Below are 17,299 nucleotides of genomic sequence, written 5' to 3'. Positions count from 1 at the left end.
GAGGTTATGACCATGCTGGTGATCACCAACGCCAAGGTCTTCGACGGCCGAAAGCTGCTGCCCGGCAGACACAGTGTCACGCTCGACGGGAACACAATCACGGCGATCGACGATGCGTCGCCGGTGCCACCGGCTGAGGTCATCGACGCCGGCGGCATGACGCTGATGCCTGGTCTGATCACCAGTCATCTGCATTCGGACTTCTACAAGTTCAACATCGCCGACAGCGATCGGCTGGGCAAGGAACGCCCACCGGGCGTCTTGATGGCGATCGGGGTCCGCACCTGCCGGGTGCTGCTCGAGAGCGGGTTCACCGGCTTCTCGGGCGCCTCCTGCTCCAATGACATCGATGCGCAACTGAAGATGGCCATCGAAGAGGACATCATCTGTGGACCGAGAATCCGCGCGTGCGGGCATCATCTCGGCACCACAGGCGACATGAACAACGGCGGTCGTTGGTGGAAAGCCTATGAAACGCCAGGGACAGACGTGTGCGCCGATGGCCCGGATGCCCTGCGCACACTGGTCCGCCAGGAGATCAACCGCGGCGCCGAGACCATCAAGATCTTCGCCAGCGCCGGTCACGGTCAGCCGAATCGCACGATCCGCAACATGTCTCGCACCGAGATCGCCGCGATCATCAGCACCGCGCACGAACGTGGCGCCAAGGTCCGTGCCCATGTCGCCGACAAGGCGATGATCATGGAATGCATCGAACTCGGACTCGATGTCGTCGACCACGGCGATGAGGTGGACGACGAAGTCATCGCCGCGATGGCCGAAGCAGGCACCTTCTGGGTGCCGAGTCTGATCTTCCTTCGCAGCGTGCTCGACCTCGGTTATGGCGAAAGTATGGGTGTGCGACGGGAGCAGTACGAACACGTCCGCGCCATGCTGCCGGCGGCGCAGGCCGCCGGGGTGCGCATCCTGATCGGCGATGACTACAGCGGGGTGTTCCGCGACCTCATGGACGATGACCCGCTGGACCATCAGGTGGGCAACTATGGTCGTGAGTTCGCCTACTACGGCCAGATCGACGGCCTCTCCCCGGAACAGGTGCTCAGCTGGGGCACCGCCAATGCCGGTGAGCTGCTGGTGGATCCGCCGGCCCGGGTCGGAGTGATCGAACCGGGGGCCCTGGCGGATCTGATCATCGTGGACGGAGACCCGGTGGCGGACCTGTCGTTGCTCGCACGTCCCGACGAAGCGCTGCGGGCCGTCGTCCGGGACGGGGCGTTGGTGATCGACCGGTTGGGGGAGCGCACGGCCGAAAGGCGACACACCGAACTCAGCGGCGTGCTGGTCCGGTAGAAGCGATGCGTCCCCCCAGGAATGAGGAACAGTGCCCATAGCGCAGCATCAGAAGGTCGTCTTCGTCACCGGCGCGGGCTCGGGTATCGGACGTGCCGCGGCCGAGGCGTTCGTGCGGCGCGGCTATGCGGTGGCATTGGCCGACGTCGACGAGGAGGCCGGCGCCAAGGTTGAGGCCGAGCTGAGTTCTTTGGGCACATGTACTTTCGTACCCTGCGACGTGGTCGACGACGCGGCGGTCGCCGATGCGGTTGCCCAGACCGTGGCGATGTACGGCAGGCTGGACGCCGCGTTCAATTCCGCGGGGATCGACGGCGAACACGGGAAGCCGACCGCCGAGTGCACCATGGAGAACTGGAACCGCGTGATCGCGGTCGACCTGACCGGGACGTGGTCGTGCATGCGTCATCAAATCCCTGCGATCATCGAGTCGGGTGGCGGGGCGATCGTCAATTGTGCTTCGGTGGCCGGGCTTCGGGCTGCGCCCACCGTGCCGGCCTACACGGCGGCCAAACACGGAGTCGTCGGACTGACCCGGGTCGCCGCGCGCGAGTATGCGAGCCAGGGGATACGCATCAATGCCGTGTGTCCCGGCACCGTCGACACCCCGATGTTCCGCCAGTCGATGTCGCCCGAGGTCATCGAGACCCTGCTCTCGGCGGCGCCGATCGGCCGGCTTGCCGAGGCGGGCGAGATCGCCGACATCGCGGTGTGGCTCTGTGACGATGCGCCGGGTTTCCTTACGGGCCAGGCGATTGCGGTGGACGGCGGTATGGGGGCATGACCCGTTCAGACCCGGTGGAACTCAGTGAAGGAGGCGGACAAGTGTCGACCCAGCAGGTGGTGCCCGCCAGTGAGGTGTACTACGACCCGTATGACCTGGACATCAACCGGGATCCGTACCCGACGTTCCGGCGGCTGCGCGACGAGGCACCGTTGTATTACAACGAGCGGCACGACTTCTACGCGCTCAGCCGACACGAGGACGTCGCAAAGGGCTTGGCGGACCGTGACACGTTCAAGTCCAGCCGCGGCAACATCCTCGAGCTGATCAAGTCGGGCATTGAGATGCCGCCCGGGTTGGTCATCTACGAGGATGCGCCGACGCACCCGATCCACCGCAAGCTGGTGTCGAAGATGTTCACGCCCAAGACGGTGGCGTCGTTGGAGCCGAAGATCCGAGCGTTCTCCGCGGCCTGCTTGGACCCGCTGGTCGGCTCCAAGCGGTTCGACCTGATTGCCGAATTCGCCGCGCAGATGCCGATGCGCGTCATCGGCATGTTGCTCGGCATCCCGGAGCAGGATCAAGAGCAGATCCGCGACCGCAGCGATGCGAACCTGCGGGTGGCGCCCGGCAAAGCCATGAAGTTCAAGCAGGACACCCTGGTTCGGGGTGGCGTGTTCGCCGAGTACCTCGACTGGCGGGTGGACAACCCGTCCGATGACATCATGAGCGAGTTGCTGCATCTGGAGTTCGTGGACGAGACGGGCACGCAGCGGCGCCTGACCCGCGACGAGATCCTCGCCTACGTCCAGGTCGTCGCAGGAGCAGGCAACGAGACCACCACGCGGCTGATCGGATGGACGGCCAAGGTGTTGGCCGAACACCCCGACCAGCGTCGCGAACTCGTTGCGGACTTCTCCTTGATCCCGAACGCCGTCGAGGAGATCCTGCGGTACGAGACGCCCGCCCCGCACATTGGGCGGTACGTCGCGGTCGACGCGGAGTTCCACGGCCAGGTCGTGCCGGCGGGCAGCGCGATGCTGTTCGTCGCAGGCGCGGCCAACCGGGACGATCGTGTCTACGGCGATCCCGACCGCTTCGACATCCACCGCAGGGTTTCCTCGCCCCTGACCTTCGGGGTCGGCGCGCACTTCTGTCTGGGCGCGGCGCTGACACGACTCGAGGGCCGAATTGCGCTCGAGGAGATGCTGACGCGCTTCCCGGAATGGGAGGTTGACCTCGAGGCCGCCAGTCTGTCTCCCACCTCGACCGTGCGGGGCTGGGAGCGGCTGCCTCTGCTGGTGCCGTAACCAGATACCCGGGCGAATCTTCGTCCGAACGTTCGACTGACCAAAGGAGTCAACACACAGTGTCACCACAAACCGACGGGACAACGACGACGGCCGAACAGGTCGTGCGTGCCGAGATCGCCGCATGGGGCCGCAACGATGTCGACGAGGTCATCAGCCACTTCGCCGAGGATGCCACCTTTGACATCGGTCCTGATTGGCCGAAACTGTCTGGGCGCGAAGCCATCCACGAGATGATGAAGGCGTTCTTCGCCGGGGGGAAGTGCGTTGACCTCGAGGTCCGGTATCTCGCCGTCGACGGCAACGTCGTGCTGATGGAGCGCGTCGACCACTGGATCGTGGACGGCAAACAGAAGAGCTGGCCGGTCATGGGCGCGTATGAGGTCCAAGGCGAGAAGATCAGCGCCTGGCGCGAGTACTACTACCCGCCGAAGGACGACTGAGGGGTCTGCCAGAGGCGCTGAGACTCCCGCCCGACGGCGTCATCGTGGATTCGCTGGAAGTTGCGGCCGCCGCGGGCGAATGTGGCGACCACGGCCGCGGGGATGTCGCGCTCGATGAACGGCGTCGCGCGCCACGTGCAGTCGCGCACGTGCACCAGGTCCACGGTCTGTGCCTCCGCCGAGGAGTCGTAGCGCCACGGCCCGTCTAGGCGTCCCAGCCGGTACAGGCCGTCGGCGTCGCGCGTCCACACCAGCGCCCCCGGCGCGATGCCGGCGAACCGTTCGATGCGCGCACTCACCCTGGGGTCGTACTGCTCGGCGGCCAGGAGCAGGGCGGTGTCCAGATCGGCGGGCGCGGGGTCCAGTGCGCCGCCGAATCCACACACCCCTTCGGCGAGTGCCCGAGCCTGAGTGAGGCCGGGATCGATGTCGTCGCGCCGGGACCGCAACGGCGCGCGGTACACCTCGGCGTCGGCGTCGCCCCCGGCTGCGGTGCTCACGTGAACGGCTTGCGGCGGTCGATGCGCCGCGAACCCGCCCCGGCGACCCGCCACACCCGAGCGATCGCGTCGGCGTCCTCGTCGGTGACCAGGTTGCCCATGACGCGCACCGCGATGCCCATCAGCGCCGTCGAACGCATCGCGATCGGACCCGTCAGCGGCAGGAACCGCGGCAGGGTCAACAACAGCGCCAACCGGCGAGCCACCGAGAACCCCTTGCCGTAGTGCGCCCGCAGCAGGGCGGGCCACGCGGCCGAGACGTCGGGGGAGTCCAGCAGGTCGGCGGCCAACCGCCCGGTTTCGAGGCCGTAGTCGATGCCCTCGCCGTTGAGTGGGTTGACGCAGGCCGCAGCGTCGCCGATCAGCATCCAGTTCGGGCCCGCGACACCCGAGACCGCGCCGCCCATCGGCAGCAGCGCCGAGGCCACGGCGCGGGGTGGGCCCTCAAAACCCCAGTCCGCGCGTTTGAGGTCGGTGTAGTGCCTGATCAGGGGTTTCAGCGCGACGTCGGCGGGTCGCTTGGCGGTGGCCAACGCGCCGACGCCGATGTTCACCTCACCGTTTCCCAGCGGGAAGATCCACCCGTAGCCCGGAAGCACGGCCCCTTCGGTGGACCGCAGTTCCAGGTCCGAGGAGATCCACGGTTCGTCGGCGCGCGGGGAGGCCACGTACCCGCGGGCCGCGACGCCGTACACGGTCTCCTGGTGCCACTCTCGGCCCAGGACGCGGCCCAGCGTCGAACGGACGCCGTCGGCGACGATCAGCGCGCGGCATTCCACGCGGGATCCGTCTGCCAGCACCACCGCCGTCACTCGACCCACCGAATCATGTTCGACGTCAACGGCTTTGACTCCGAGCAGCATCTTGGCGCCGGAATCCTCGGCGACCTGGCGGATCCGGTCGTCGAGTTCGGTGCGGGGTACCGCGGAGCCGGTGGACGGGAAGGACGGGCCCGGCCAAGGGACTTCGACCTCCGAGCCGAAACCCGCCAGGCGCAGTCCGAGGTGCCGGATGTGCTCGTCGAGCCAACCGCCCAGCCCCAGAAGCTGAAGTTCGGCGACCGCGCGGGGCGTCAGACCGTCGCCGCAGGTCTTGTCGCGCGGGAACGTCGCGGAATCGATCACGATGACGTCCCGGCCCGCGCGGGCGGCCCAGGCCGCGGCCGCCGAACCCGCCGGTCCGGCGCCGACGACGACCACCTCGGCGGTATGGGCGACGTAGCTGTTCACGGTTCCCAGTATGTTGGACCAATGAGGACACCGGCGAGCGTGGTGGCGGGAGTGGACTTCGGGGACGCCGAATTCGCGCAGAGCGTCCGCGACGGAGTGGCCCAGATCGAGCAGTTGATGCAGGCCGAACTCGGTCGTGCGGACGATCTGATGGCAGAGGCCGTCCAGCATCTGTTCCTGGCAGGTGGAAAGCGTTTCCGGCCCCTGTTCACGGTGCTGGCGGCCTCCCTTGGCCCTCGCCCGGCGGCCACCGAGGTGACCATCGCGGGCGCCGTCATCGAGATGGTGCACCTGGCCACGCTGTACCACGACGACGTCATGGACGAGGCTCAGGTCCGGCGCGGCGCGCCCAGCGCCAATGCCCGGTGGAGCAACAACATCGCGATCCTGGCGGGTGACTACCTGTTTGCGACGGCGTCGCGTCTGGTGTCGAGGCTGGGGCCCGAGGCGGTCCTGGTGATCGCCGACACGTTCGCCGAACTCGTGACAGGGCAGATGCGCGAGACCCGGGGCGCGGCCGACAGCGTCGACGCCATCGACCACTACCTCAAGGTGGTCTACGAGAAGACGGCGTGCCTGATCGCCGCGTCGGGTCGCTTCGGTGCGACATTCTCCGGATCCGACCCCGAGCAGATCGAGCGCCTCGCGCGCCTCGGCGGCATCGTCGGCATGGTGTTCCAGATCTCCGACGACATCATCGACATCGACAGCGACCCCGACGAGTCCGGCAAACTCCCCGGCACCGACCTGCGCGAAGGCGTGCACACCCTTCCCGTGCTCTACGCGCTGCGCGAGACCGGTCCCGACGCCGAGCGCCTCCGGGAACTGCTGAAAGAACCGGTCGAGGACGACGCACTGGTGGCCGAGGCCCTGGGGCTGCTGCGGGTCTCCTCGGGCATCGCCAAGGCCAAGCAGACCGTGCGCGAATACGCCGCGAAGGCACGCGCCGAGCTCGACCAGTTGCCGGACTCACCCGGTCGCCAGGCGCTGGCGTCGCTGGTCGACTACACCGTGAACCGACACGGATAACCCCTACGGGAACCTGCGAGCCCAGGTGAGCGTTTAATCAGCGCAGGAGACCGACATTGCAGGAGGACGCTGATGACGTGGCACCCGGCGGGTAACCGCATCAAGACCTTTGTGCTGCTCTTGGGGTTCACCGGGCTGATCATGTTCATCGGCGCGCTGTTCGCCCAGTCGACCGGCTCGACCACGTGGATCTGGGTCGCGCTGCTGTTCGCGCTCGGCACCAACGCCTACACGTACTTCAACAGTGACAAGCTGGCCCTGCGGGCCATGCACGCACAGCCGGTCACCGAACTGCAGGCGCCCGAGATGCACCGCATCGTGCGGGAACTCGCGACCACGGCGCACCAGCCCATGCCGCGCCTCTACATCTCGGACACCGCCAACCCGAACGCGTTCGCGACGGGCCGCAACCCGCGCAACGCCGCGGTGTGCTGCACCACCGGGATCCTTCAGATCCTCAACGAACGCGAACTGCGCGCCGTGCTGGGACATGAGCTCTCCCACGTGTACAACCGCGACATCCTGATCTCGTGCGTGGCCGGCGCCATGGCCTCGGTGATCACCGCGCTGGCCAACGTCGCGTGGATCGCGGGCATGTTCGGCAACAACAACCGCCAGGGCGGCGGGAACTTCCTGGGTCTGCTGCTGATCCAGCTTCTCGGCCCCCTTGCCGCCACCGTGGTCCGCATGGCGGTGTCGCGCTCGCGTGAGTACCAGGCCGACCAGTCGGGTGCCGAGTTGACCGGTGACCCGTTGGCGCTGGCGTCGGCCCTGCGCAAGATCTCCGGCGGGGTCGAGCAGGCGCCGCTGCCGCCGGACCCCAAGCTGGCCGATCAGGCGCACCTGATGATCGCGAGCCCGTTCCGCTCGGGTGAGCGCATCGGCAAGCTGTTCTCGACGCATCCGCCCATCCAGGACCGGATTCGGCGCCTCGAGGATATGGCGGGCCGCGACGGCACGCGTCCGCCCGGCGGTTACTGACGCCGGGTCAGCCGCGCCGGCTTCGCCTCAGACGCCGCCGAATTCGGGTCTCAGCACCGGCGCCAAAGCCGCGAGCGGGATGTGTGCCTTGACGGTTCCGCCGTCCATGTTCCACTGCATGATTCCGGGCGTGAAGTCGGTCGGGGAGTCCCGGCCGACCGGATAGTCCGGCATGTAGAGGATCAGTTCGTCAGGGGTCAGGGCCCACGCCTTGTACCCGCCCGAGTACACCTTGTCGGGCGTCCAGCGCTCCGGCACAAAGGGATACGTGCCGGGCTGGTGGGCAGGCGGTGCCACATCGAGTGCCTGCACGACGAAAGGGTGCGCAAGTGGGGGGATCGCGGTCAGCGGGTCTGTGCCCGGCTTGGTCAGGTCCGCCAGGCTCAGTTGGCGACCGCCCGCCAGATCGAACGTGAAGGTCCGATAGGCGTTGTTGAAGTCGGGCCCGTCGGCGTGATAGGTCTCCCGAAACACGGCCGACACCGTGTCACCGCGGCGGAAGATCTCGTAGTTCCCCTCACCCCAACTGTCCGCGACCATCGTCTGGGCCACCCGCCGCCAGTTGCCCACCAGATTCGTCAGGTAGTCCCGGATCACCGGGCCGGCGGTCACGTCGTCGATCAGTTCGGCGGGGACCGCAACCTTGATGTCACGGACCGCATTGCGCGGTGCCGTGACGGCGGTGCGGCAGTACAGCCCGTCCCACTGTCCGTCGAGTTCGGCGCAGAAGGACGCGGCCGCCGCCCCCGCGCAGGGTGCGTTCAGAACGCCGGCCGCGACGACGGCCACCGCGGCCAGGCAGGTGCGGATCGCGACGGTGTTCATCGCGATCAGGGCAGTTCGACTTTGCTTGCCCGCCAACGGCCGTCGACGTCTTCCATCGTCATCTTGATCCGGCTGCGGTCGATGCGCGGGTCCGGGACGTTGGTGTTGGACACCGCCTGGTCGACGAAGAGCAGGACGACGACCTTGTCCCGCGACGCCGACTGCACGGCCGAGTCGACGACGACGCCGTGCGCGGCCGCCTTGTTGTCGATGAGGAGTTGGCGCAACTGCACACTCGACTGCGAGTACATGTCCTTGAACTCACCCGTGGCGCCGTCGAGCACCTGGTTGAAGTTCTCGTCGACCTTGTTCGAGTCGATGCTGGTGAGCACCTGCGCGTAGGCGACCGCGGCGTCCTGGGCCTGTTGACCCGCGGAGGCGACGCTCGTGAGGTCCCACACCTTCCAGCCGAGGAACCCGGCCCCGCCCAGTGCCGCGGCCAGCACCACGGCCGCCGCGACGATGGCTACGCGGCCCCGGCGCTTCGGCGAGGATTCGGATTCGACCTCCGATTCGGTGTCGGTCTCGCTGTCCTCGTCGGTGTCAGCCTCGGCGTCGGACGCCGCGTCCACCTCGTCGACGAGTTCGGTGTCGGCGTCGGATTCCGAGGTGGAGTCGACCTGCTCCTCCGCCTTATCCGCGGACTCGCTCTCGGGTTTGATGTCGGACTTGTTGTCAGAAGCCACAGGCAACGATGTCTCCTCTACGGGTCGGGTGTCAACGGGGTGGCTCGAAGGACGGCGCAGGAGCGCCGTATTCCGTCGGAATCGAGAACCGCCCCTTGGGCGTCGGATCGGTGACGCGGCCCAGGTCGGCGCCGGGCGGCGGACCGGCCCCGTTGTCCTCCTCGGCGGGGCGCGGCGCATTCTTCGCGCCGCGGACCAGCACGCCGGGATGCTCGTCGCGGCAGTAGGTGTACATGAACGGTTCGGCGAAATCGATCGCCGACGGTGCCCGGCGCGGGGTCCCGTACTCGCACGAATATCGCGTGTAGATATCGGCCGTCGCCCACAATCCCTTGTCGTGCATGATGCTTCCCAGGGCGTCGAGCACCGAGGTGCGGTAGTCCGGGAACAGCGCGTTGAGTGCGGGCACCCGCAGATAGAGCAGACGCGAGGTCGTCGTGAGGTTGCCGAGCAGGCCGACCATGGTGTCGGAGTTGTCGGTGAAGAGGTTGTCGACCTTCGTCAGCGCCTCTGGGGCCTGATCGGTGAGGCGCTTGAATCCCTCGCTCATCTCGGCGATCCCACCGAGAGTCTGGTTCAGATTGTCTGAGGCGACGTCGATTCCGGCGTTCTTGTCGGCGACCATGGTCAGGACGACGCGACTGGAGCGCAGCATGCTCGTGGTCTCCGGAAGCACCGAGTCGAGCGTCGACAGCAGGAATGTCCCGCCGTCGATGATGTCGGCAAGCTTCTGCGGCCCGGCCTGACTCAGGCTCAGTTCGCGCTTCATCAGCTCGATCTTCTCCGTGTCGACCTGGGCCAGGGCCCCGTCGGCGTTGGCCAGCAGATCGGCGAGGCTGACCGGCACTCCCGCCCTACCTTTTTCGATGACACCGCCGTCCGCCAGGAAGGGGCCGCTGTCCGAGTTGGCCGTGAAGTCGATGTACTGCTCACCGGCCGGGGACAGCCCCGACACCCTGACATCACTGGAGACCGGAATCTGCACAGACGATTTCACGTTCACGACGGCGTTCACGCCGTCCGGGGTGATGTCGAGGCGTTCGACCTTGCCCACGGGGACGCCGCGCAGCGTCACGTCCTGGTTCGGCAGCAGGCCCGCGGATTCCGGAAGTTCCACGGTGACTCGGTAGCTCGAGGCGAACGGGTTCACCCGCAGCGCGCCGAGCAGCAGGTAGGCCGTGGCCACGACGAGCGTGAGGATCAGGGCGGCCGCAGACAACCATGCCTTGCGGCGGTGTCCGGCGCGCACCACTCCCACGATGCCGTCGGCGACGGTGCCGATCACTGTGGTGCCTCAGCCGGCAGGGGAGCGGGCGGCGGTCCCGCCGGGCTCTGCGCGGGTGGCGTTTCGGCTGGCGGAGTTTCGGCTGGCGCCGGACCGGGCGGGGGCGCCTCGGCGTTGGGGGCCACGATGATCTGGCCCGGCTCTGTCGGGCTGGGGATCACGGGCACCTGCGGAACTCCCGGACCCCTGCCCACGACCCGCTCCTGCAGGCGCCACAGCGTGTACTTGAAGGAGCCGACCAGCTGCTCCCAGTTGTAGCGCTTGGGGCCGTGCAGTCCGGGATCCCCGGCGAACCCGATGTCCGGGATGGACCCCAGGATCAGCCGGTCGATGCTGGCCCGAGTCGCCAGCGAGTTGCCGGCGGTGGCCTTGATCAGTGGCGGCATCAGCCGGTTGAGCGAGTACAGCGTCGCGTCGGGGGCCAGCACCAGATCGTTCCAGGCGCCGGCGATCTGGTTGGCGTCGGCGATCATGCTGCGCCCGCTGGTGTCGGTGCCCGCGACCGACGGGAACTTCTTCAGCTGATCTCCGGTGTCGCCGAGCGTCCTGACCAGATCCGCGATGCCCGTGGTGTTCTCGGCCAGGGTCCGGGTGGCCGGACCGGCCTGGTTCATCAACTCGCCGAGGGTGTCGTTCTTCGCCTCGATCTGCGCCACCAGTTGACTGGTCTCGGTCATCGCGGTCTCGATGTCACCGGACCGGGCGTTGAGCTTGCCCAGCGTCCGGTTGGTCTTGTCGATCAGCGCACCGAACGCGTGGCCCTGATCGCCGGTCGCCTTGCCCAGGCCGTTGATGATGTTGGTGAAGTTGCGTACGGCCCCACCGTTGACCAGGATCGCGGCCGAGCCGAGCACGGACTCGACCGTGGCCGCCGAGGTCGTGGAGTCCAGGTCGATGGTGTCGCCGTCGGTCAGCAGTGGTGCGTTCGGGTCGACGGTGGCCGGTGGCCGCACCGACACGAAGACGTCGCCCAAGGGGGTGGCCGACCGCAGTTCGGCCGTGGTGCCGTGGGGCAGGCGCACGCCGTCCATGATGCGCAGCGTGGCCACCGCGGTGTAGTTGGTGGCGACCATCGACTCCATCTGGCCCACATCGGCGCCCGCGAGTTTGACCTTGGCGTCCTCGGGGAGGTTGAGCGCGTTGGAGAACACCGCGGTGATGGTGTACCCGCCGGAACCCACACCGGGGGCGGGCAGCGGCAACGAACCCAGGCCCTCCGTCGCGCATGCCGATGCGCTCAGGCATGCGGCCATGGCAAGCGGCAGAACGAGTCTGGCTCGTCGGTTGCCCCGGGTCATCATTTCTGTCCCATCGCCGCGAGGCCATCCAGCACGTAGGCCAGCCCGAAGTCGGGGCCGAAGTCCTGCAGAGTTCCGGTGCTGCAACCGAGTTGGCGCAGGCCCATCATGTTGCAGACCTCCTTGATGGTCTGGGTGTCGAACAGCACCTTGTCCACCAGGACGTGCGCACGCGCCGCGCCGTTTTTCTGGTCGATGACGTTGTAGAGGTTGTCCAGCGTCATCGGCGCGAGGTCGAGGAACTCGGCCAGATCCCGCTTGTGGTCGACCGTCGTGGTCAGCGCGGTGTCGCTGTTGGAGATGATCTGCTTCACGGTGTCGCGATGCTTGTCGAGCACCTCGCTGACCTGCTTGATGACGTCGTCGATCTTGCGGCCCGTGGTTCCGGTACCCAGGTTCTCGTCAGCCAGAATCTGGCTCAGAGCCCGCACCGTGGAACCGAATTCGCGCAGTGTGCCGTCGTTGTCGGCGGCTGCCTGCATCAGCGAACTGACGTTGCGGATGATCGTGGTCAACTGGTCGCGCGTGACGTCACCGCGTTCACTGCTCAGGCGCAGCGCATTCGACAGTTCGCCGAGGGCGTCCTTCATCATCTGACCGTTGCCGTCGGCGATCGCGGCACTCGCGTTGACCACATCCGCCAGGGGGCCGTTGCCCTTGCCGTCGCCGCGCAGTGACCCGGCCATCTTGTCCAAAACGTCGAGCACCCGGGCGAATTCGATCGGTGTCCTGGTTCGGTTGAGCCCGATGGTGGCCTTGTTCGCCAACTTCGGCCCGCCCGTGTAGGCCGGAGTCAGTTCGATCTGCCGGTCGGTGAGGATCGAGTTCGAGATCGTGACGGCCTGCACGTCGGCGGGCACCGAGACGTCATTGTCCACGGTGAACTCGACCTCGACGTAGCTGCCCTTGGGCGTGATCCTGGTGACCTGACCCACCGGCATGCCCAGCACCGCGACGGTGTTGCCCTCGTAGAGTCCCGCGGCGCTGTCGAACTGCGCGGTCACCGAGATGGCGTTCAGCCTGTTCTGCACGAACATCCCGCCGGCCGCGAGGACGACCACGGTCAAGGCGACCACGGTCGTGACCACGGCGACGAGTCTGCTTCTACCCCTGGTCATTTGCAGTCCTTGTAGTACGGGATCATGCCGAACTGCTCGGCCCGTCCACTGATCGCGCACATCCACGAGTCCACCAGCAGGCCGCCGGGGGCGTGGAGGTCCGCGGCATTGCCGGTGCCGGTGGTGTTGGTGATGCCGCGCAGCGCGACGGGCCCGGACTGCAGGATGCTGCGCAGAAGGTCGTCGTGCTGGCTGAGCATGTCGGTCAGCTCGCGGATGTTCTGCAGCAGGGCCTCCAACTCGGGGCGATCGTCGATCACGATGCCGCTCAACGTCTCCACGAGATTGGTCAGGCCCGCCATCATCGACCGGAAAGAGTCACGGCGCGAGACGAACTCGCCGACCAGGCTGTTGCCCTGGTTCACCAGATTGCCCAGCGTCGACTGCTGCCTGCGCAGCGTGTTGGTCACCATCTCGGTGGTCTGCAGCAGCGAGCCGAGTTGGTCGCGGCGCTGCGCGACGATGGTCGACAGGGTGTGGGTGTTCTGCATGGCCTGCGGCACGATCGCGGGCAACGCGTCCATCTGCTTGCCCAGAATGCCCAGGGTCTCGGCGAACTTGTCGGAGTCGACCTGCTCGAAGGTGGTCGTGACGTCGGACAGCGCCTCCTGCAGGTCGTACGGCACCTCGGTGTGGTCGAGGTCGAAGGTGTCGTCCGGCAGTGTTCCCGGGCCCGCGGGATGCAGGGACAGGTACCGGGAACCCAGGATCGTGGTGATCTTGATCGTGGCGCGGGAGTTCTGCCCGAACGTGATGTCCCCGCGGACCTTGAGGGCCGCCTCGACGTGGTCACCCGCGAGTTTCATGTCGGTCACCTCGCCGACGGGGATGCCGGCGATCATGACCGGGTTGCCCGGACGCAGCGCCGCGGCCTGCAGGAAACGCGCGGTGTAGTGCCGATAGCCGACGTCGGCGACCTTGATCGCGAGCAGTGTGCCGATCAGGGCCGCGACCACCGCCACCGCGATGAAGCCGAGCCAGGTCCGGTTCCAGCTCTCCACCGGTCGCTGCCATACGCGCGGCTTTGTCTTCTGCTCAGCCATTCTCGGTGATCCTGCATCTCGGGGTGTATCGGGCCTTGCCACCCGGGGTCGCGGCGTCGACGATGATCGGCACGACGTCGTTGAGACCGGGGAAGAACCCGGTGAGGTTGAGGTCGCAGATGTAGGCGTTGATGTAGGCGCCCTCTCCCGTGACCCGGGCGAATCCCTTGAGCAGCAGTGGCAGGTTCGCGCCGGTGTAGGCCAACTGCGGTTCGATGCTGACCAGGTGCTGCGCGAAACCGGGTTCCCTCGTCACGAGTTCTCGCAGCGGCGGGTACACCTCGTCGGAGATCGCCGACAGCTGCCGCACGACCGACGAGATCGACCCCATCGAGGCCACCAATTCGGGTCGGCGGGCCTCGAATGTGCTGACCATGGACCGGGTTTCACCGATCACCTGGTCAAGCGTGTCGTTGTGCTGCGCCAGATTGCCGACCACGGAGTTGAGGTCGGTGATGACCTGGCCGAGTTCCTCGTCGCGGCCCGCGAACGAGTCCGTGAGTTTCGAGGTCTGGTCGACCAACGAGGCGATCGACGCGTTGTCGCCCTGCAGCGACTCGATCACTCCCTTGGTGAGGTTGTCGGCGTCGCGCGGGTTGAGCACCGAGAACAGCGGTTCGTAGCCGTTGAGCAGCGTTCCCACGTCGAACGACGGATCGGTGCGCTCCAGGGGGATCACGCTTCCCGGCGGCAGTGGGCCGGGTTCGCCGAGCTTGCCCAGGGACAGGCCGAGATAACGCTGCCCGACGATGTTCTGGTAGATCACCGAGGCCACGGTGGTGCCGAGGACCTGCTGATCGCTCTGCACCACGAACGACACCTTGGCCACGTCGCCCTGCAACTCGATCTTCTCGACGCGTCCGACGCGCACACCGGCCATGCGGACGTCGTCACCCTCGCGCAGGCCGAACACGTCCGAGATGACCGCGGCGTACGGCACGGTGTGCCCCGCGACGTCGCGGCGCAGGGTCACATAGACCAGCCAGGTCAGAGTCAGTGCCACGACCATGAACAGCGACAGTCCGACGAGTGCTCCGCGGTACCTCATCGCGAACCTCCTTCGCCTGCTTGGCTGCCCAGCGTGACGGTGGTTCCGCGCGCCACCGGGCCGAGCAGCAGTTGGGTGGCCGAGTTCACGGGCTGACCGGTGACGGCGCCGAGCGCAAGACGCTCCTGTTCACTGCCGACCGGGCCGACGTTGCCGCCGAATGATGCGCTCTCGGCGGAGAATCCCGGCGGTGCCGCGGGTGCCGCGGGAGCGGCCGGTGCTGCCGGCGGCGGGCTGCCCGGCTTGGGTGCCACCGGGGCCGGCGGCGACAAGGGCACCGGCGGGGGCTGGGTGGGGATCAGCGCGGGATTCGCCGTACCCGGAACCGGCGGCGACGGGTTCATGCCCGGCGGTAGCGGTGGGTTGGGGTCGGCCAGGCTCGGATTCGGGTTGATGTACGGCGGTCCGACCGCGACCAGATTTCCGTTTGCGCCCAGGACCGTTCCCGGCGGCGGTGCGAGGTCCTTGGGCGGCTGATAGTTCTGCGGCAGCACCACGTCGGGAAGCTGCGGTCGGACGGGGACCAGCGGGGCCGTGAAACAGCTGGGGCCCTTCAGTTCTCCGTACCGCGGGCAGTCGGCCCTGGTGTAGGCGTACGACGGCGTGAACGACACGTTGACCCTCATGTTGCCGATGCCGAGTTCGGGAACGTACACCTCGTTGAAGTACTTGTCGGCCAGCCCGTTGAGCTTGACGAAGGCGGGCAGGAAGTGATGCGCGATCTCCGCGATGGAGCCCACGGCCGGGGTCAATTCGCCGGTGATCTTCACGAGCCGATCGGAGTGGTTGCTCAGCGCGGTGTGGGTGGTGCCCGTGGTGTGCAGGCCGCCGTTGATCAGCGCGGTCAGTTCCGCCTGCTGTTCGACCACGGTCCGCATGGGCTGCACGGCCTGATGCAGGGCGTCCACGAGTTCGGGTGCGGTGTGCTGCAGTCCGCGGGCCGCGTCGGTCAGGGCCGAGACCGTGGTGGGTCCGGGTTCGGTAGCGACAATGGAGTCGAGTTCGTCGACCAGTCGGTTCAGTTGTGCGCCGGACGTCAGCAGTTCGCCGCGGCGACCCTCGGTGGCGGCGTTGATCGCGGCGAGAAGGCCGATGGTCTTGTCCTCGCGGCCACGTCCGGTGGCGGCGAGGATGTCGCGCAGCTTGCTGATCGTGGTCTGGAACAGCACCGTCGGCAGTTCGGTGTCCTCGGGGATCTGCGCGCCGGCCTGAATCGCCGGTGCGGCACCGCGGTCCACCAGTTGGACCGACGAGACCGCGAAGACGTTGCTGGGGACCACGCGTGCCGTGACGGTCTCCGGGATCGATCCGGCGTACTCGGGCTTGAGGTCGATGTCGACATAGTTCGGATTGCCGTGTGCGGCAGGCGTTACGGAGTTCACCATGCCGACCAGGACGCCGTGGTACTTGACGTCGGAGCGCTGCGGCAGTCCGTCGCCGACGTTGACCAGCGCGGCGACGACGCGGACGTGGGGGTCCAGGCGTCCGGTGGCCTTCACCACGAGCGTCACCGACACCACGGTCGCTACGAGGAGCACCGCGAGACCGCACAGCAGCAGGTGGCGTTCCGCGACGCCCCGGCCGTCGGGTTCCCAGGAGTTGGACGTCATCTAACCGCCAAACCTCGCTCCCGCATCGACCGACCACAACGCCATGGTCAGCAGCATGTTGACGATGATCACGACGGTGATGCTGGCCCGCATCGCGTGCCCCGCGGCCACGCCGACACCCTCGGGCCCGCCCGCGGCGTAGAAGCCGTAGTAGCACTGGATCGTCGAGGCGATCCACACGAAGATGATGGCCTTGCACAGCGAGTAGACGATGTCCTGACCGGACAGCATCAAGGTGAAGTAGTGCAGGTAGGACCCCGTCGCGCCGCCGCTGATCAACCGCACCACCAGTTGGGTGGTCAGGTAGCTGACGGCAAGGCACGCCACGTACAGCGGGATCACCGCGACCACCGACGCCATCAGCCTCGTGGTCACGAGATAGGGGATGGGCCGGATCGCGACGGCGTCGAGGGCGTCGATCTCCTCGGCGATGCGCATCGATCCCAGTTGCGCGGTGAACCTGCATCCGGCCTGTGTGGCGAAGGCCAGCGACGCCGCGATGGGCGCCAGTTCCCGCGTGTTGACCAGTGAGGAGATGATGCCGGTCGCGGGGCCGAGGCCGAGCAGGTCCAGGAAGTTGTAGCCCTCGATGCCGACCAGCGCACCGACGGTGATGCCCAGGACCACCGCCACGCCCGCGGTGCCGCCGCCGACCACCAACGACCCGTTGCCCCAGGCGATGTCGGACAGCAGTCGGACGAACTCCTTGCGGTAGTGGCGCAGCGAGACGGGGATGGCGGCGATCGCGCGGACGAAGAACACCAGCATGTGGCCGAGGCGGATGATCGGAACGGTGGCCCGCCGGTAGAGCCGAATCCACGGTGAGAGGAGTTTGGGGGTGTAACTGGACGCCGTCATG

General features: G+C 67.3%; 17 protein-coding genes. 6 read left to right on the top strand and 11 right to left on the bottom strand.

The window, feature by feature from the left end; all coding sequences use genetic code 11:
• Positions 1 to 6 precede the first annotated feature (6 nt).
• From G6N34_RS19540 to G6N34_RS19525, 4 genes are read left to right on the top strand one after another with little or no spacing between them, the layout of a single operon-like run.
• Entirely contained in the window at positions 7 to 1,311 is a 1,305-nt protein-coding gene (locus G6N34_RS19540; protein ID WP_207576304.1) for an amidohydrolase family protein, read from the top strand.
• 31 nt (positions 1,312 to 1,342) lie between these two features.
• Positions 1,343 to 2,095 (top strand): SDR family oxidoreductase, encoded by a 753-nt coding sequence (locus G6N34_RS19535; protein WP_197746692.1) that lies wholly within the window; start codon positions 1,343 to 1,345, stop codon positions 2,093 to 2,095.
• A gap of 41 nt (positions 2,096 to 2,136) precedes the next feature.
• Positions 2,137 to 3,345, top strand: a complete 1,209-nt coding sequence (locus tag G6N34_RS19530; protein ID WP_234812765.1) for a cytochrome P450 — start codon at positions 2,137 to 2,139, stop codon at positions 3,343 to 3,345.
• 59 nt (positions 3,346 to 3,404) lie between these two features.
• Entirely contained in the window at positions 3,405 to 3,788 is a 384-nt protein-coding gene (locus tag G6N34_RS19525) for an SgcJ/EcaC family oxidoreductase (RefSeq protein WP_163645446.1), read from the top strand.
• On the opposite strand, the gene G6N34_RS19520 is transcribed toward G6N34_RS19525, so the two are convergent.
• Entirely contained in the window at positions 3,767 to 4,288 is a 522-nt protein-coding gene (locus G6N34_RS19520) for a GAF domain-containing protein (RefSeq protein ID WP_085149834.1), read from the bottom strand. The two genes, G6N34_RS19525 and G6N34_RS19520, sit on opposite strands and share 22 nt — an antisense overlap.
• On the bottom strand, positions 4,285 to 5,517 hold the full coding sequence (gene menJ / locus G6N34_RS19515) for a menaquinone reductase MenJ (protein ID WP_220097369.1): 1,233 nt from the start codon (positions 5,515 to 5,517) through the stop codon (positions 4,285 to 4,287). The genes G6N34_RS19520 and menJ overlap by 4 nt, the downstream gene beginning before the upstream one ends.
• A 21-nt stretch (positions 5,518 to 5,538) precedes the next feature.
• Between menJ and grcC1 the strand changes: the two genes are divergently transcribed.
• On the top strand, positions 5,539 to 6,546 hold the full coding sequence (grcC1, locus tag G6N34_RS19510; RefSeq protein ID WP_179965778.1) for a nonaprenyl/(2E,6E)-farnesyl/geranylgeranyl diphosphat synthase: 1,008 nt from the start codon (positions 5,539 to 5,541) through the stop codon (positions 6,544 to 6,546).
• Positions 6,547 to 6,618: 72 nt separating this feature from the next.
• Positions 6,619 to 7,527 carry a zinc metalloprotease HtpX gene (htpX, locus tag G6N34_RS19505; RefSeq protein WP_085149830.1) on the top strand — a complete coding sequence of 303 codons (909 nt, stop codon included), beginning with the start codon at positions 6,619 to 6,621 and terminating at the stop codon, positions 7,525 to 7,527.
• Between the two features lie 27 nt (positions 7,528 to 7,554).
• On the opposite strand, the gene G6N34_RS19500 is transcribed toward htpX, so the two are convergent.
• Genes G6N34_RS19500 through G6N34_RS19460 form a run of 9 tightly spaced genes read right to left on the bottom strand, consistent with a single transcriptional unit; the run spans position 7,555 to position 17,298 of the window.
• Entirely contained in the window at positions 7,555 to 8,352 is a 798-nt protein-coding gene (locus G6N34_RS19500) for a DUF3298 domain-containing protein (RefSeq protein WP_085149828.1), read from the bottom strand.
• Positions 8,353 to 8,357: 5 nt separating this feature from the next.
• Complete coding sequence (locus tag G6N34_RS19495) at positions 8,358 to 9,044, bottom strand: Rv1363c family protein (RefSeq protein ID WP_085149826.1); 687 nt, start codon at positions 9,042 to 9,044, stop codon at positions 8,358 to 8,360.
• 25 nt (positions 9,045 to 9,069) lie between these two features.
• Positions 9,070 to 10,323: an MlaD family protein gene (locus G6N34_RS19490; protein ID WP_085149824.1), complete on the bottom strand. Its 1,254-nt coding sequence runs from the start codon at positions 10,321 to 10,323 to the stop codon at positions 9,070 to 9,072.
• Positions 10,320 to 11,624, bottom strand: a complete 1,305-nt coding sequence (locus G6N34_RS19485) for an MlaD family protein (RefSeq protein ID WP_085149823.1) — start codon at positions 11,622 to 11,624, stop codon at positions 10,320 to 10,322. The genes G6N34_RS19490 and G6N34_RS19485 overlap by 4 nt, the downstream gene beginning before the upstream one ends.
• Positions 11,621 to 12,739 (bottom strand): MCE family protein, encoded by a 1,119-nt coding sequence (locus G6N34_RS19480; protein WP_085149821.1) that lies wholly within the window; start codon positions 12,737 to 12,739, stop codon positions 11,621 to 11,623. Before G6N34_RS19480 ends, G6N34_RS19485 begins: the two co-directional genes overlap by 4 nt.
• A complete protein-coding gene (locus tag G6N34_RS19475; RefSeq protein WP_085149819.1) occupies positions 12,736 to 13,782 on the bottom strand; it encodes an MlaD family protein in 1,047 nt (348 codons plus the stop codon). The genes G6N34_RS19480 and G6N34_RS19475 overlap by 4 nt, the downstream gene beginning before the upstream one ends.
• Positions 13,775 to 14,830, bottom strand: a complete 1,056-nt coding sequence (locus tag G6N34_RS19470; protein WP_085149817.1) for an MCE family protein — start codon at positions 14,828 to 14,830, stop codon at positions 13,775 to 13,777. The genes G6N34_RS19475 and G6N34_RS19470 overlap by 8 nt, the downstream gene beginning before the upstream one ends.
• A complete protein-coding gene (locus tag G6N34_RS19465) occupies positions 14,827 to 16,440 on the bottom strand; it encodes an MlaD family protein (protein WP_085149815.1) in 1,614 nt (537 codons plus the stop codon). The genes G6N34_RS19470 and G6N34_RS19465 overlap by 4 nt, the downstream gene beginning before the upstream one ends.
• Positions 16,441 to 17,298 (bottom strand): MlaE family ABC transporter permease, encoded by an 858-nt coding sequence (locus G6N34_RS19460; RefSeq protein WP_085149813.1) that lies wholly within the window; start codon positions 17,296 to 17,298, stop codon positions 16,441 to 16,443. It lies immediately after the preceding gene.
• Between the last annotated feature and the right edge of the window lies 1 nt (position 17,299).

Origin of the sequence: Mycolicibacterium confluentis, from assembly GCF_010729895.1 — a bacterium.
Taxonomy (GTDB): Bacteria; Actinomycetota; Actinomycetes; order Mycobacteriales; family Mycobacteriaceae; genus Mycobacterium; species Mycobacterium confluentis.
This window is presented reverse-complemented; position numbering and strand designations above follow the sequence as displayed.